Annotated in this window: 10 protein-coding genes and 1 other RNA gene; 2 read left to right on the top strand and 9 right to left on the bottom strand. The window is 72.8% G+C overall.

Annotated elements, in window-relative coordinates:
* Positions 1-45 precede the first annotated feature (45 nt).
* The 5 genes from ssrA to ftsE form a co-directional block, all read right to left on the bottom strand.
* Positions 46-416, bottom strand: a transfer-messenger RNA (tmRNA) gene (gene ssrA, locus ACH4SI_RS40705).
* A 124-nt stretch (positions 417-540) separates the two neighbouring features.
* A complete protein-coding gene (smpB, locus tag ACH4SI_RS40700; protein WP_398305628.1) occupies positions 541-1,026 on the bottom strand; it encodes an SsrA-binding protein SmpB in 486 nt (161 codons plus the stop codon).
* An 18-nt stretch (positions 1,027-1,044) separates the two neighbouring features.
* Positions 1,045-2,268 carry a S41 family peptidase gene (locus tag ACH4SI_RS40695; RefSeq protein ID WP_398305625.1) on the bottom strand — a complete coding sequence of 408 codons (1,224 nt, stop codon included), beginning with the start codon at positions 2,266-2,268 and terminating at the stop codon, positions 1,045-1,047.
* A gap of 68 nt (positions 2,269-2,336) precedes the next feature.
* Positions 2,337-3,248 (bottom strand): permease-like cell division protein FtsX, encoded by a 912-nt coding sequence (ftsX, locus tag ACH4SI_RS40690; RefSeq protein ID WP_398305622.1) that lies wholly within the window; start codon positions 3,246-3,248, stop codon positions 2,337-2,339.
* Positions 3,249-3,277: 29 nt separating this feature from the next.
* The gene (gene ftsE / locus ACH4SI_RS40685; protein ID WP_009717451.1) at positions 3,278-3,967 is read right to left on the bottom strand and encodes a cell division ATP-binding protein FtsE; all 690 of its coding nucleotides are present in this window, start codon (positions 3,965-3,967) and stop codon (positions 3,278-3,280) included.
* Between the two features lie 328 nt (positions 3,968-4,295).
* Here ftsE and ACH4SI_RS40680 point away from each other — a divergent pair, with 328 nt between their 5' ends.
* The gene (locus tag ACH4SI_RS40680) at positions 4,296-4,496 is read left to right on the top strand and encodes a hypothetical protein (protein WP_123108461.1); all 201 of its coding nucleotides are present in this window, start codon (positions 4,296-4,298) and stop codon (positions 4,494-4,496) included.
* Between the two features lie 91 nt (positions 4,497-4,587).
* On the opposite strand, the gene ACH4SI_RS40675 is transcribed toward ACH4SI_RS40680, so the two are convergent.
* The 4 genes from ACH4SI_RS40675 to ACH4SI_RS40660 form a co-directional block, all read right to left on the bottom strand.
* Positions 4,588-5,277 (bottom strand): PT domain-containing protein, encoded by a 690-nt coding sequence (locus ACH4SI_RS40675; protein ID WP_398305617.1) that lies wholly within the window; start codon positions 5,275-5,277, stop codon positions 4,588-4,590.
* A gap of 302 nt (positions 5,278-5,579) precedes the next feature.
* Positions 5,580-6,692, bottom strand: a complete 1,113-nt coding sequence (gene prfB, locus ACH4SI_RS40670) for a peptide chain release factor 2 (protein ID WP_398305614.1) — start codon at positions 6,690-6,692, stop codon at positions 5,580-5,582.
* Positions 6,693-6,823: 131 nt separating this feature from the next.
* The gene (locus ACH4SI_RS40665; protein WP_398305611.1) at positions 6,824-8,203 is read right to left on the bottom strand and encodes a serine/threonine-protein kinase; all 1,380 of its coding nucleotides are present in this window, start codon (positions 8,201-8,203) and stop codon (positions 6,824-6,826) included.
* A 228-nt stretch (positions 8,204-8,431) separates the two neighbouring features.
* Entirely contained in the window at positions 8,432-10,060 is a 1,629-nt protein-coding gene (locus ACH4SI_RS40660) for a serine/threonine-protein kinase (RefSeq protein WP_398305608.1), read from the bottom strand.
* Between the two features lie 539 nt (positions 10,061-10,599).
* Between ACH4SI_RS40660 and ACH4SI_RS40655 the strand changes: the two genes are divergently transcribed.
* Positions 10,600-14,574 carry an FtsK/SpoIIIE domain-containing protein gene (locus ACH4SI_RS40655; RefSeq protein ID WP_398305605.1) on the top strand — a complete coding sequence of 1,325 codons (3,975 nt, stop codon included), beginning with the start codon at positions 10,600-10,602 and terminating at the stop codon, positions 14,572-14,574.
* The last annotated feature ends 135 nt before the right edge of the window (positions 14,575-14,709 follow it).

The raw sequence follows: 14,709 nt of genomic DNA, 5'->3' as shown, positions 1-14,709 counted from the left end.
GACGAGGGCCCCGCCATCCGGCGGGGCCCTCGTCGTACATGGGATGAGTGGAGATGGCGGGAATCGAACCCGCGTCCAACGGTGCGGAATCAGGGCTTCTCCGAGCGCAGTCCGCTGTGATTTTCTCGGCCCCGGAGATCACGCGGACAAGTCTCCGACGGGCTCAGTCACTGTTTGATTTCCCACTACACCCCGTGACCGGGTCTAGTGGTTTAGTTCCCTAGTCGATGCCAGGATCCGGGTCGGGAACAGCCCCGGGCTGACACTTCGCAAAGTCGCTACTTAGGCAGCGAGGGCGAAGGAATCGCGCTTGGTGTTGGCGATTATTGGTTGCGACATATGGTTTACGAGATCATTGCCGCTTCCTCGGCTCGCTTCCCCTGCTTCGACAGCCGCTGTCGAAACCGATCATCCCCATGTTGCCACTATTGAATTAGGTACTGCTCAAGGGTGGTGCCACGCCCCTGCGTGGGGCGCACCGCCATCATAGGTGAACAACGCGCTACGGGGCCACATCATTCCCCCGGGCGATGTCCGAGGTCAGACTCGGCCGCGCTCACGGCGGCGGGCCGCCGAGATCGCCCGGTCGGTCTCGCGGCGGTCCTGCTTCTCGCGGAGAGCCTGGCGCTTGTCGTAGTCCTTCTTGCCCTTGGCGAGCGCGACCTCGACCTTGGCGCGGCCGTCCTTGAAGTACAGGGACAGCGGCACGATGGTGTTGCCGGACTCCTGGGTCTTGGAGAGGAGCTTGTCGATCTCCGCCCGGTGCAGCAGCAGCTTGCGGCGGCGGCGCGCCGAGTGGTTGGTCCACGTCCCCTGGCTGTACTCGGGGATGTGGACGTTGTGCAGCCACGCCTCGCCGTTGTCGAGCTGCGCGAAGCCGTCGGCGAGCGAGGCGCGCCCCTGGCGGAGCGACTTCACCTCGGTCCCCGTCAGCACCAGACCGCACTCGTAGGTGTCGAGGATGTGGTAGTCGTGCCGCGCCTTCTTGTTCTGCGCGATCAGTTTGCGACCCGTCTCTTTAGCCATAGCGAGGTCATTCTCGCACTACGCCCCGCCCCCGAGGCCACTCAATACTGTCCGGGCGCGTGCCTCGGCGCTCGGTCCTTCGTCGTCGTGGACGGTGAGGTCGGGGGTGATGCCCGCGCCGTCGACGACGCGGCCGGCGGGGGTGCGGTAGTGGCCGACGGTCAGCTCGGCGACGGAGCCGTCGGAGAGCTTGCTGGGCATCTGCACCGAGCCCTTGCCGAAGGTGCGGGAGCCGACGACGATGGCGCGGCCGCGGTCCTGGAGGGCACCGGTGAGCAGCTCGGCGGCGCTCATGGTGCCGCCGTCGACGAGGACGACCAGCGGGCTGCGGGTGTCGCCGCCGGAGCGGGCGTCCAGGACGCGCTGCTCGCCCCGTACGTCGTACGTGGCGACCAGGCCGCCGTCGAGGAAGGAGGAGGCGGCGGTGACGGCCTCGGTGACCAGGCCGCCGGAGTTGCCGCGCAGGTCGAGGAGGATGCCGTCGCCCTGGGGAACGTCCCGCACGGCGCGGCGCACCGCCTCGCCGGACCCCTTGGTGAAGGAGTCGACCTTGATGCGGACGGCTCCCCGTCTCCGGTCGCCGACGTCGCCGACGCGGTCGACGGTGACCGGCTCGGTGGCCAGCCGCGCCCGGTGCAGGGTCTGCCGCCACTCGTGGCCGTCGCGCTCCAGGCCGAGCGCCACCGGGGTGCCCGCCGAGCGGCCGGCGTGTCCGCGCAGCCGGGCGACGACCTCGGTGACGGGGTGGCCGGTGGCCTTCGTACCGTCGACGGTCAGCAGCCGGTCGCCGGACCGGAGTCCGGCGCGGTCGGCGGGGCTGCCGGGCTGGACGTGGTCCACTTCGATCCGGCCGCCGGTTCCGACCCGCGCGGAGACCCCGATGCCGACATAGGCGCCGTCGAGGTGCTGGCGGAATCCTTCGTACTCACGGGCGCTGTAGACCGCGCCCCACCGGTCGCCGCTGCGGCTCACCACTTCACGGGCGGCCTGCGAACCGGACTTACCGTCCTCCTCGGCCGCGGCAGCGGCCGCCTCGACCTGGTCGCTCTCGACGGAGCCGGCGGCGACCGGGCGGATCGGTATCCGCGCGGCCGACGAGCCCCGGTCGGCGGCTCGGGCGGGACCTTCCGCGCCCCATGAGCCGGCGGCTGCGCCCGTGGCGAGCACGCTCACGAAGACCAATGTCAGGGCGGCCCCGTGGCGAATGCGGCGGGGATGGACGAACAAACACGGGCCCGACATGCCGGTGAGTGTAGGGCAAGCCCAGGGGCCGTACGCCGAGTTGTGAGGTACGGCGCCCCAGGCGAATGTCACACCTTGAGGTACTTGCGGAGCGCGAAGAAGGCCGCGAGGGCGGGCATGAGCAGCCCGATCGCCAGCACGAGCGGCAACTTGGCCAGCACCGCGTCCCAGCCGATGAAGTTGATCACCTCGATCTTGCCCGCGAGCCAGTTGTTGACCAGGAAGTACTGGCCGCTGACGAGGAGTACACAGGCGAAGCCCGCGCCCATCAGCCCCGCGATGGCGGCCTCCATGATGAACGGCATCTGGATGTAGAAGCTGGACGCGCCGACGAGCCGCATGATCCCGGTCTCCCGGCGCCGGCTGAACGCCGACACCCGCACCGTGTTCACGATCAGCATCAACGCGACCACCAGCATCAGCGTCATCACGCCGAGCGCCGCGTAGTTCATGCCGTTGAGCAGATTGAAGAGATCGTCGACCAGGGCCTTTTGGTCCTGGACCTCCTGCACCCCGGGCCGGGCGGCGAAGGCGGTGGAGATGACGTCGTACCGCGTCGGGTCCTTCAGCTTGATACGGAAGGACTCCTGCATCTGGTCCGGGGTCAGCGAATCGGCGAGCGGTGAATCGCCGAACTGCTCCTTGTAGTGCTTGTACGCCTGCTCGCTGGTCTCGAACTGAACCGAGTCGACGATGTTCATCTGGTTCAGTTCGGAGCGGATCTCCTTTTTCTGGACGTCGGTGGCCGCGCCTTTCGCGCAGTTGGCCGACGACTCCTTGTCGTTCTTGTTGCAGAGGAAGATCGAGACGTTGACCTTGTCGTACCAATAGCCCTTCATCGTGCTCACCTGCTGGCTCATCAGCAGGGACCCGCCGAACAGGGCGAGCGAGAGGGCTACGGAGACGATGACCGCGAAGGTCATCGTGAGATTGCGGCGGAGACCGACGCCGATCTCCGACAGGACGAACTGGGCGCGCATGGCGTCCTTTCAGGTGCTGGTAGCCGTGATCAGTGCTGGTAGCCGTAGACGCCGCGGGACTGGTCGCGGACGAGACGGCCTTTCTCAAGCTCGATCACGCGCTTGCGCATCTGGTCCACGATCTGCTGGTCGTGCGTGGCCATGACGACCGTGGTGCCGGTCCGGTTGATCCGGTCCAGCAGCTTCATGATCCCAACGGAGGTCTGCGGGTCCAGGTTGCCCGTCGGCTCGTCGGCGATCAGCAGCATCGGCCGGTTCACGAACGCGCGCGCGATGGCCACGCGCTGCTGCTCACCGCCGGACAGCTCGCCGGGCATCCGGTCGTCCTTGCCGCCCAGGCCCACCAGGTCGAGCACCTCGGGCACGGTCTTGCGGATCGCGCCACGCGGCTTGCCGATCACCTCCAGCGCGAAGGCGACGTTCTCCCCGACCGTCTTGTTGGGGAGCAGCCGGAAGTCCTGGAACACCGTGCCCAGCTGGCGGCGCATCTGCGGCACCTTCCAGTTGGACAGCCGCGCGAGATCCTTGCCCAGCACATGGACCGCGCCGTGGCTCGCGCGCTCCTCACGGAGCAGCAGCCGGAGAAAGGTGGACTTTCCCGACCCCGAGGAGCCCACCAGGAAGACGAACTCGCCCTTCTCGATCTCGAGCGAGACATCCCGGAGTGCGGGACGGGTCTGCTTGGGGTAAGTCTTGGATACGTTGTCGAATCGGATCACTGATGCACCACGGTCGACCTGGGTAGCGGTACGGGTCGCAGCCGGAGCGGCTCCCGTCGGTGAGCGTGACCATACGCGAAGCGCGCACGGGTGCGCAGCGCCCATCCGGCTTGGTGCGTTTATTCACGGCACTATTGGGGGCAAACGGTTGACAAAGCGGCCGTCGGGTCGTCCGAAACGGCCACAGAACCGGTACGGATGCGGCACGGAATCGTGCGGGGCGCGCCGAACCGGGCGGAAGCTGGCACAGTGGAAGGGGAACCAACCCATTTCCCCGAGCGTTGGCCCCATATCTACTGCGGCACCGCCGCGCGGGAGGAGAAAGCGCATGACGTACGACAGGCTCGTCTGCGCCAACTGCGCGAGCCCGGTCAGCGAGGGCCGCTGCCCGGTCTGCCGGGCCAGCAGGGAGCGCCTGCAGCAGCAGGACGGCCTCTTCGGCGGGCTGACCCCGGCGGCGCTGATAGCGCTCCTGGTGGCGCTGATCGCGGTGGCCGTGCTCGCTCACGAGATGGCGGCCGCGGCGTAACGCAGCGTTACCGCACCCCATGACATAGACGCCCGAGGGGCCCGGAGCTCTGCAGCGCTCCGGGCCCCTCGACGTGCGTGTGGCGCGTGAATCAGGCCACGTTGTTGTTGCGGTTCGCGAGACGCGGCACGACGCGGAAGCCGATGCCACCCGCGATCATGGTCGCGGCACCGATCAGCAGGAAGGTGGTCTCGGAGGAGGCACCGGTCTCGGCCAGCTCCTCCTTGGCCTTGCCCTGCTCGACCGGCTTGGAGCCGACGCTGTCGGTGTCCGTGTTGTCGTCGCAGTTGGTGGAGTCGAGGTCCACGGTGCACGTGTTGTCGTCGCCACCGGCGCCGCCGCCCTGGCTGGGCGAGGCGCTGGGCTGGCCGGAGGGCTCGTCCGTCGGCTCACCGGTCGGCTTGCCCGTGGGCTTGCCGGTCGGCTCGTCGGTGGGCTCGTCCGTCGGCTGGCCGGTCGGCTCGCCCGTCGGCTCGCCCGTCGGGAGCGTCGGCAGCCCGGTGGGCAGGCCCGTCGGCTCGTCGGTGGGCTCGTCCGTCGGGTCGCCGGTAGGAATGCCGGTCGGGTCTTCGGTCGGGTCTTCGGTCGGGTTGTCGGGGTTCTTGACGCCGACACCGACGTCCAGGCCCTTCTCGTCCGCCTTGACCGAGGCGTCGACGCCACCGATCCCGACGTCGATCCCCACGGCCGATGCGGCGCCGGCTGCGGTCAGCGACGCACCGGCGGCGATCACCGCAGCGGCCGCTATGCGCGCGACACGCAGCCGCGTCTTCTTCGTCATCTGCCTGCTACCCCCAGTAGCTGTACTCGTAATGGAGAGCAGCTATGCACGGGGCCACGGCCGTCAGGGGGAGAAGTTCCGCGGGCTCTGCCTGCTCAGGCGATCCGCCGTCCCCGTTCACACGCGCCCCAGTCATACGCATGCCGCGCGTCAGCCTTCCCAGTTTTCATGGCACCGTCAAGCGTCTTTGAGAGCGAGATGTCCGCTATGAAGGTGCTTGTGTGACGCATGGGTACAGGACTGTGACCAAAAAAGCTCTTTGAGCGAGCACTTGCCGATCAGGAAGACAGTGGCGAGAGGCTTCAGCTCTCCTGCTCCCGCTGCTTGCGCCAGCGGATCCCCGCTTCGAGAAAACCGTCCAGCTCGCCGTCGAGCACCGCCTGCGGGTTGCCGACCTCGAACTCGGTGCGCAGGTCCTTGACCATCTGGTACGGGTGCAGGACGTACGAACGCATCTGGTTGCCCCAGGAATTGCCGCCGTCGCCCTTGAGCGCGTCCATCTTGGCCTGCTCCTCCTGGCGGCGCCGCTCGAGGAGCTTCGCCTGGAGGACGTTCATCGCCGTCGCCCGGTTCTGGATCTGCGAGCGCTCGTTCTGACAGGAGACCACGATGCCGGTCGGGATGTGGGTCAACCGCACCGCGGAGTCGGTGGTGTTGACGCCCTGCCCGCCGGGCCCCGACGAACGGTAGACGTCGACCCGCAGCTCGGACTCGTCGATCTCGATGTGGTCGGTCTGCTCGACCACCGGCAGCACCTCGACCCCCGCGAAGGAGGTCTGGCGGCGGCCCTGGTTGTCGAACGGCGAGATCCGCACCAGGCGGTGGGTGCCCTGCTCGACGGAGAGCGTGCCGTACGCGTACGGCGTCTGCACGGCGAAGGTGGTCGACTTGATGCCGGCCTCCTCCGCGTACGAGGTCTCGTAGATCTCCGTCTTGTAGCCGTGCCGCTCGGCCCAGCGCAGATACATCCGCTGCAGCTGCTCGGCGAAGTCGGCGGCGTCGACGCCGCCCGCCTCGGCGCGGATGTTGACGACCGCCTCACGGGCGTCGTACTCGCCGGACAGGAGGGTACGGACCTCCATCTCGTCGACGGCCTTGCGCACGGACTCCAGCTCGGCCTCGGCCTCGGCGCGGGCGTCCTCGTCGCCCTCGTCGGAGGCCAGCTCGAACAGCACCTCGAGGTCGTCGATCCGGCCGCGCAGCTCCTCGGCCCGGCGCAGATGCCCCTGGAGGTAGGAAAGCTTGCTGGTGATCTTCTGCGCGTTCTCCGGGTCGTCCCACAGGGACGGGGCCGCCGCCTGCTCCTCGAGCACGGCGATGTCGGCCCGCATCTTGTCGAGGTCCAGGACGGCCTCGATCGACCCCATGGTCGAGGAGAGGGACTTCAGCTCTTCGGATACATCGACGACTGCCACGTGCACCAGCCTAACCGCTATAGAAGGATCTCCGGCCCGTCGGTCCCTCGCCGGGACAGCGGGCCCTCACCGGGTCCCGGCGCCCTGCCCGGGGGCCTGTCCGGGTGCCCTGACCGGGCTCCTGCCCAGGCTCACTGCCCTGAGTCCTGCGAGGACGAGTGCTCGCCGCCCTTGGGCGCATCGCCGCCGTCATCGCCGCCCGCGACCAGCCATCCGCCGACGCCCACGACGACGACCGCCGCCACCGTGGCCGCCGCGACCTTGAGCCGACGACGGCGCAGCGCCCCCGAGACCGCCGGATGGCGCGCCGAGCCCGCCCGGCGCTGACCGTGAACGCGCGGGGCGCGCGCGGTGCCGTGCGCGCCGCCCGCCAGCTCGTCCGCGCTGGGCACGCGCATGCTGGTGTGGGTCTCGCGGCTGCCGTCCGGGACCGCGCCCGGGACCAGCGGGACCGCGCCGCGCCGCCGCTGCTGCGGCCCGCCCTGGCCGCCCTGGCCGCCCTGGCCGGCTTGGCCGTATCCCTGCCCGTACCCCTGGCCCGGTCCGGTGGGGGCGGGCTGGTGGCCTCCCTCGGGGCCCTCGCCCTCCCGCTCCTCCTCGGCCTCGTCCGGCTCGTCGATGTCCAGCGGCGGATATCCGGCCAGACTGGGCAGCATCTCGCGCAGCCGTGCGGCCAGCTCGGAGGCGCGCAGCCGGGAGGCGGGGGCCTTGGCCAGGCACTGGAGCAGCAGCTGCCACAGCTCGTCGGGGATACCGGGCAGCGGGGCGACGGTCTCCGTCACATGGCGGCGCAGGATCGCTCCGGGGTGGCCGCCGCCGAACGGGGTGAAGCCCGCCAGCAGCTCGTACAACACCGTGGCCAGCGCGTACACGTCCACGCTGGCGCGCGGCGGCAACCCCTCGATGATCTCCGGCGCGAGGTAGTCGGGGGTGCCGATGACGCTGCGCGGGTTGGGCGAGCGGCCCTGGGGCGGCTGCTGGCCGCGGGCCGGCCGGCCGCCGCGGGCCCGGCCCGGTTCGTCGACCAGACGGGCGATGCCGAAGTCGGTCAGCAGGGCGGGATGGGAGCGGCCGGGGCCGAGCGGGCCCTGCATGTCCAGCAGGACGTTCTCCGGCTTGACGTCCCGGTGCACGATCCCGGCGGCGTGCGCGGCGGCCAGCCCGTCGGCGACATCCGCGGTGATCGCGACCGCGGCCTCGGGGGACAGCCGCCGCTCGCGGTCGAGCCGGGTCCGCAGATCCGTACCGCGGATCAGGTCCATGACGAGCGCCAGGTCGTTGCCGTCCACCACGAGATCGCGCACCCCGACCACCCGGGGGTGGTCGAGGCTGAGCAGCGCGGTGCGCTCCTGCACGAAACGGCCCACGAGCTCCTGGTCGGAGGCGAGGTCCTCCCGCAGGAGCTTGATGGCGACCGGGCCCTCGGGACCGTCGCCCAGCCACACCGTGCCGGCGCTCCCGCGGCCCAGGACCTGGTGCGCGGTGTACCGGCTGCCGATCTTCCGTGACAAGGCTGCTCCGAATCCTCCGACAGGGGGCACGTTGGCGACAAAGCTACGCGGCTACTGGCGCGTTGGGGGCATCAGACAGCGCCAACTGTCACTTCTGAGCGGAAAACACCCCTTGGATGTCGACAAATCACCTGACTCGGCGCATCGGTCGGGGTGTTGAGGGTGTTTCCGGCGTGCTTCCGGTGGAACTTCCGCTCTTCCGAAGGGTTCGGCGGATCGGGGCGTGGGTCAGCTCGGGCCGCCCAGACTGGAGATCCAGTCCTTGACCTCGGTGGCCCAGGTCGAGACCGCGTCCCAGTAGCCCTTGCCCTCGGCGACCCAGTCCTTGAGCGGGGTCAGCTCCCAGATCAGCCAGGAACCCACCACCAGGATCAGGATCACGAACAGGCAGCCCTTGAGGCAGCCGAGCCCGGGGATCTTCATCCGGTTGGGGTTGTCCCTGCGCTGCCGGGGCTCGCGGCGCGGCTCCGGCTGCTGCGGCGGCGGCGCGTAGCGCTGCGGCTGCTGCCGCTGCTGACGGCGCGACGGCGGCGGCTGTTGCGGCTGCTGGTACTGCTGCGGCTGCGCGTACTGCTGATACCGCTGCTGTTGCTGCTGTTGCTGGTACCCCTGCGGCGGCTGCTGCGGTGCGGGACGGTGGGGGCGGCGGCGCAGCGGGTCCTCGCTCGGGTCGAGGTACTGGACCTGCGTCTGCTCGTTGCGGTCGCGGGCCGCGCGCATCTGGTTCTGCCAGGGGTGCTGATCGTCCTGGCCGGGGGCACCGCCGGGCGGTACGGGGGGCATGGCCCGGGTGGGGTCGGCGTCGGGGCCCGTGGTGGGGAGCACGTTGGTGGCCGCGGCCGGGTCGTACTGATTGCCCGGCGCGTTCGGCGCGTTCGTCGGCAGCACCTGGGTCGCCTCGCCCGCGTCCGCGGGGGCGGTGTCCGGGACCGGGGCCGGTGCCGGGTCCGGCGCGAGCAGCGCGGCGACGCCGAGGGCGGCCTCCGCCTGCGCGGCCGAGGCGTGCACGCCGATACCGGCGGCGACCACGCGCAGCCCCCGGGCCAGGCTCTCGGCGCTCGGGCGCTCGTCCGGGTTCTTGCGCAGGCAGCGCTCTATGACCGTCCACAGCGGCTCGGGCACGGTCGTGGGGCGGCGCGGCTCCTCGCTGAGGTGCCGGTGCAGCACCTCGAGCGCGGTGTTGCCCGCGAACGGCGGACGGCCGGTGACCAGCTCGTACAGCATGATGCCCGCGCCGTAGATGTCCACAGCGGACGTCTGCGGGCGGCCCTCGGCGGACTCCGGCGCCACGTAGGCGGGGGTGCCGACGAACTCCTGGGTCCGGGTCAGGCCGGGCGAGTCGGCGAGCCGCGCGATGCCGAAGTCGGTCAGCATCGGGTGCATGTCCTGGCCCTCGCCGGTGCCCGCGAGGAGCACGTTGGCGGGCTTGAGGTCGCGGTGCACGATGCCGTCGGCGTGGCTGGCGGCGAGCGCGTCGGCGATCTGCGCGGTGAGGAGGGACGCGGCGACGGGGGTGAACGGGCCGTTGGCGCGCAGGTAGTTGTGGAGATCCGGACCGTCGATCAGGTCCATGACGAGGGCGAGCATATCGCCCTCGACGACGAGATCCCGGGTACGGACGATGTTGGGGTGGGTGAGACGGAGGAGTACGGAACGCTCGCGCAGAAAGCGCATGACGATGTCCGCGTCGTTCGCCAGCTCCTCCTTGAGGACCTTGATCGCGACCGTCTCGCCGGGCTGCCCGGCCACGGCCGCCTCGGCGCCCGCCGTCTCCCGCTGGCTGGCCCGCCAGACGGTGCCCGTGGCTCCGCGTCCGAGCGGCTCCTCGAGCAGGTACTTGCTGCCTACCGGCCGCACGTCATGCGCTCCCTGGTCGTGGTCATATCACTTGCATCGCTTGCTGCATTGCTTGTTGCGTCGCTTGCACTGCCTGCCGTGCTCGACCGCCCACTGTAATGGGACGGAGATGGTGCCGTACCGATCACCGCAGATCACCACCCGGGCGCGGGCGTCCCGGGCCGTGACAGGGCCCGGGGGAAAGACGCGTGATCCGGAGGGTCGGTTGCCCACTCCCGCCCTCTTAACACAGGGGATCAGGTCCTCGCACAGTGGATCAGGTCCTCACTCACGCAGCACTCACGCAGCGGATCCGGTCGCAATCAGCCAGTTTCGGCCGACTAGCCGACCAATCAAGATCATGTCGCGCCGGGCGGCGGGCGAAGTGTCAGCGGCAGGTGCGAGGATGCACGCAGCACGGAAGCGCCGAGCGGCGGGGGGCTCACGCTCCGTGATCCGTACGACCCCGTACGGACCTGTACGTGCCGAAGCGCCTGGGGGCGAGACGGCGGGTTGGCACCCCCGCCCGGCCCCCCGGACAGAAGGGACCGTTGACGGCGATGCAGATTCGGCTGACCGTCCTCGGGCCGCGCAGCGCCCACCCCGGCCGTTCCGGCCGTCCTGCGCCCGCGCCGCCGCCGCACGCCCTCGCGGGCGCGGTGGACGTGCTCGTGACCGCTCCCGTCGGCACCGCCCTCGCCTCCGTGACGAGCGGCCTCGCCGCCGCCGTCGCCGCGGCCGGGCACGACGCCGGGGGCGGCACCGGCGCGGTCGTGGTGTACGCGGGCTCGGAGCGGCTCGACGCACAGCGCTGCGCGCTCGGCGAGCCGCCGCTGGTGGACGGCGCGGTGCTCTCCCTCCACGCCCCGGCCGACCCCGACCACTACCCCGGCTACCCGGGCTACCCCGGCCTGCCCGAGGCGGCGGTGTCCGACGCCACGGTCCACCTGGACGTGATCGCGGGGCCCGACGCGGGCGGCGTCCACCTGCTGCACGGCGGCCAGGTCCGCATCGGCCGCTCCGCCGACGCCGACGTCCCCCTGGACGACCCCGACGTCTCCCGGCTGCACTGCGCCGTGACGGTCACCGAGGACGGCCGGGTGACCATCGCCGACCTCGGCTCGACGAACGGCACCGCCGCCGACGGCGCCCCGGTCGGCCGCGACCCCGTACCGCTCGCGCCGGGCGCGCTGCTCCGGATCGGCGAATCCGCGCTGCGGCTGCGTACGCCCGCCACCGCCCCGTCCTCCCCCGTGCGCCTCCCCGCCCACCCGGACGGCGAGGGCCATCTGCGGGTCACCCCCCGCACGGACGGCGTGGCCCACGCCACGGGCCCCTGGACCGGCGCCCCGGTCCCGACCCCCCGCAACCCCGGCCGGGGCTGGGCCCCGGTCGGCCAGTGGGACGCCGCCACCCACGCCGGCGCCCAGGGAATCGCCGCCCACCCCGAAGCCCCCACCACCCATGGCACGGGCACCCACCCCGCCCCGGGCGCCGCGGGCGGCGGACCGCACTCCGGGCACCCCGGCACCCAGGCCCCCTGGGCCGGAGGCCCGGCAACGGACAGCGGCCCACCGCACGGCGGCCCAACCGACCGACGGTCGGCCGACGAACGCGGCTTCCCCGGGCAGCCGGGCACCGCCGGAGGCGCGCCCTACGGCACCTCGACCGGAAGCGGCCGGGGCGGCGACGGCCGAACGGACACCGGCGGGCACCCCGCGCAGCGCGGGACCACCGGGCAGCCGGACGCGAGCGGCAACGCGCCTCACGGCAACCGGACCCCCGGCGGGCGCGCGGCAGCCCCCGGCCCCTGGGCCGGAGGCCCTGCGGCGGACAGCGGCTCGCCGCAGGGCGGCCCAACCGCCGCCGGTCAGCCGGGCGCGGGCAGGTACCCCACAGGCAGCGGCCCCGCCGGGCAGCCGGGCGCCCCGGCGCACGACGCGCAGGAGCCATGGCCGGGCGATGGCGGGCACACCGCAGGCCACCGAGGCACGCCCAGCGGCTCTGGCCGCCCCGGTCGCGGTAGCCAGGAACCGTGGGCCGGAGGCCCGGAAGCGGGTGGCGGGCCGGGCGGCGCGCACGACTCCTGGGCGCCGGGCCCGGCGGGCGGCGGCGCGCCGTACGGCGGCGGTCCGGCCGGCACCGGGCCGCGCGGCGGGCGGGGGACGCCGTTGCGGGGGACCACCGTGCCGCAGGGGATCGGCGAGGCGGGGGCGTACGCGTACGACGCGCCCGGGGCGCAGGTCCGGCGGCGCGGGATAGGGGCCTGGGTGCGGCAGTTGACCGGGGGCCGGGGCGGGGACGAGCCGGGCGCGGACGCGCCCGCGGGCGCCGAGGAGCTGACGGCGCGGGCGGCCGAGGAGGCCGCCGCGCTGCACCGGCGGTGGCCGGACCCCGCCGCCGTGCTGATGACGGCGCTGGGGCCGGGGCCGCGGCTGTGGGAGCGCGGGCCGGGCCACCCGGACGCGCTCACCGTGCGGCTCGGCTCCGCCGACCGGCTCTCCGGCGCCGGCGGGCTGCTGCCCGCCGCGCCCGTGACCGTCGATCTGCGGCAGGCGGGTTCGCTGGGGCTGGCGGGGCCGCGCGGGCGGCTGGCCGGGCTCGCCCGGTCCGTCGTGGCGCAGCTCGCGGCGCTGCACTCCCCCAGCACGCTGGAGATCGTGCTGCTCAGCACCGAGGACCGGCCCGCCGAGTGGTCCTGGCTGGGCTGGCTGCCGCACCTCCAGCCGTTGCGCGGGCAGGACTGCCGGCTGCTGCTGGCGTACGACGCGGAGCAGGTGACGGCCCGTACGGCGGAGCTGACGCGGCGGCTGGAGGACGCCACCGCTGGCCCGGCCGAGCCGTACACCGTGGTGATCGTGGACGGCGATCCGGGCCCGCCCGCGCTGCGCGAGACGCTCGCGCGGCTGGCGGTCGGCGGCCCGGGGGCCGGGATCCACCTGCTGTGTCTGGCCGAGGCCCCGGCCGCGTCGCCCGCCTCACCGCTGTCGGTGAGTTACGAGACGGCGTGCGCGGCCTCCGCGGCGTTCTCGTCGTGCGAGGTGGCGGCGCTGCTGAGCGGCGATGTGGCCACCGGGTTGCAGATCGTGCGCCGGGACGCCGCCACCGGCGGCGCGGGCGTGCCCATGTGGGCGGCCGGGGCCACCACGGCGGCCACCGTGGACGCGGTGTCGGGGGCGTGGGCCGAGCGGTTCGCGCGGGCGCTCGCGCCCCTGCGCCCGGCCGCTTCCGGCCATGGCGAAGAGGGCGACCCCGGGCGGCAGGTGTCGGCCCCGCTGCCCGACTCGGCCCGGCTGCTGGACGAGTTGGGGCTTGCCCGGGCCACGCCCGCCTCGCTGATGGCGCGTTGGGCGGCCGCCGCGGACGAGGTCCCGGCGGGCGGCCGGGCGCTCGCGGTGCTGGGCGCCGGGCCGCGCGGGCCGGTCGCCGTCGATCTGGCCGCCGACGGCCCGCATCTGCTGATCGACGGCGGCGCGGGCACCGGCAAGACGGAGCTGCTGCGGTCGCTGGCCGCCTCCCTCGCGGCCGCCGAGCGGCCCGATCGGCTGGAGCTGGTGCTCCTCGACGGCGCGGGGGCGGGCGGCGGGGCGGAGCGCGGCGAGGGGCTGCGGGTTTGCACCGACCTGCCGCATGTGTCGACGTATCTGGCCGCCTCCGACCCGGTGCGGATGCGGGAGTTCGCACAGGCGCTCACGTCGGAGCTGAAGCGCCGGGCCGAGCTGCTGGGCCGGCTGGACTTCGTCACCTGGCACACCCGGCTTCGGGAGGGTACGGGCGCGAGCGCGCCCGGCGGCGCTCCCCAGCGGGTGATCGCGCCGCGTTCCCCCGGTGACATCGACCCCCCGCCCAGTACGACGCTGAAGCTGCGCCCCCAGCGCGGCGGCCGCCACGACCAGGGCGACCAGGGCGAGCAGCACGCGCCCGAAGCCCGTACCGCGGAAGCTCCGCGCCCCCTCCCCCGCCTCGTCGTCCTCGTCGACGACTTCGACGCGCTGGTGGCCCCGGCCCTCGGCAGCCCGGGCCGCCCGGCGGCCGGTTCGGTGGTGCGCGCGCTGGAGGCGATCGCCCGCGACGGCGCCCATCTCGGCGTCCACCTGGTGGCGGCATCCGGCCGCCCGGACCGTACGGCGGATACGGCGGCGGTCGAGCGGGCCGGGCTGCGGATCGTGCTGGAGCCCCGTCCGCTGGGCCCCGCCCCGTCCGGGCGGCCGGAGCGGCCGAACGGAGAGGGCCACGCCTCCGACACGTCCGGTGAGTCCGGCGGTGAGCACGCCCCCGGCCGTGGCCGCCTGCTGCGCCCCGACGACGGCGCGGCGACCCCGTTCCAGGCGGGCCGGGTCACCGGGCGGATACCGCGGACCGCGACCCAGCGGCCGACGGTCGTACCGCTGGAGTGGGAGCGGATGGGCGATCCGCCGGCCCGCCGCCCGCTGCGCGAGCTGGGCAACGGGCCGACCGATCTGGCGCTGCTCGCCAGCGCGCTCCAGCGCGCCGCGCAGTCGGCGGACGCGCCGACCGCACCCGCGCTGATCTGACGGTCACAGGGACAACCGGAGCGGACGGGCCACACCACGGCCCGCCCGCTCCGTCCGCCTCGCTCACCCCACTCACCCCACCGATCAATTGACGCTTTAACCGATCACGGATCTCCCAGTTCCGCACCACCTGTG

It is taken from the genome of Streptomyces sp. NPDC021212, from assembly GCF_044332925.1.
Lineage (GTDB): Bacteria > Actinomycetota > Actinomycetes > Streptomycetales > Streptomycetaceae > Streptomyces.
The sequence above is the reverse complement of the archived record's forward strand: the minus strand, read 5'-3'. Positions and strand labels throughout refer to the sequence as shown.

Excerpts from the sequence above, each read along its gene's own strand:
- smpB (WP_398305628.1), bottom strand. The coding sequence starts at position 1,026 with ATGGCTAAAGAGACGGGTCGCAAACTGATCGCGCAGAACAAGAAGGCG.
- ACH4SI_RS40695 (WP_398305625.1), bottom strand. The coding sequence starts at position 2,268 with ATGTCGGGCCCGTGTTTGTTCGTCCATCCCCGCCGCATTCGCCACGGG.
- ftsX (WP_398305622.1), bottom strand. The coding sequence starts at position 3,248 with ATGCGCGCCCAGTTCGTCCTGTCGGAGATCGGCGTCGGTCTCCGCCGC.
- ACH4SI_RS40680 (WP_123108461.1), top strand. The coding sequence starts at position 4,296 with ATGACGTACGACAGGCTCGTCTGCGCCAACTGCGCGAGCCCGGTCAGC.
- ACH4SI_RS40675 (WP_398305617.1), bottom strand. The coding sequence starts at position 5,277 with ATGACGAAGAAGACGCGGCTGCGTGTCGCGCGCATAGCGGCCGCTGCG.
- ACH4SI_RS40655 (WP_398305605.1), top strand. The coding sequence starts at position 10,600 with ATGCAGATTCGGCTGACCGTCCTCGGGCCGCGCAGCGCCCACCCCGGC.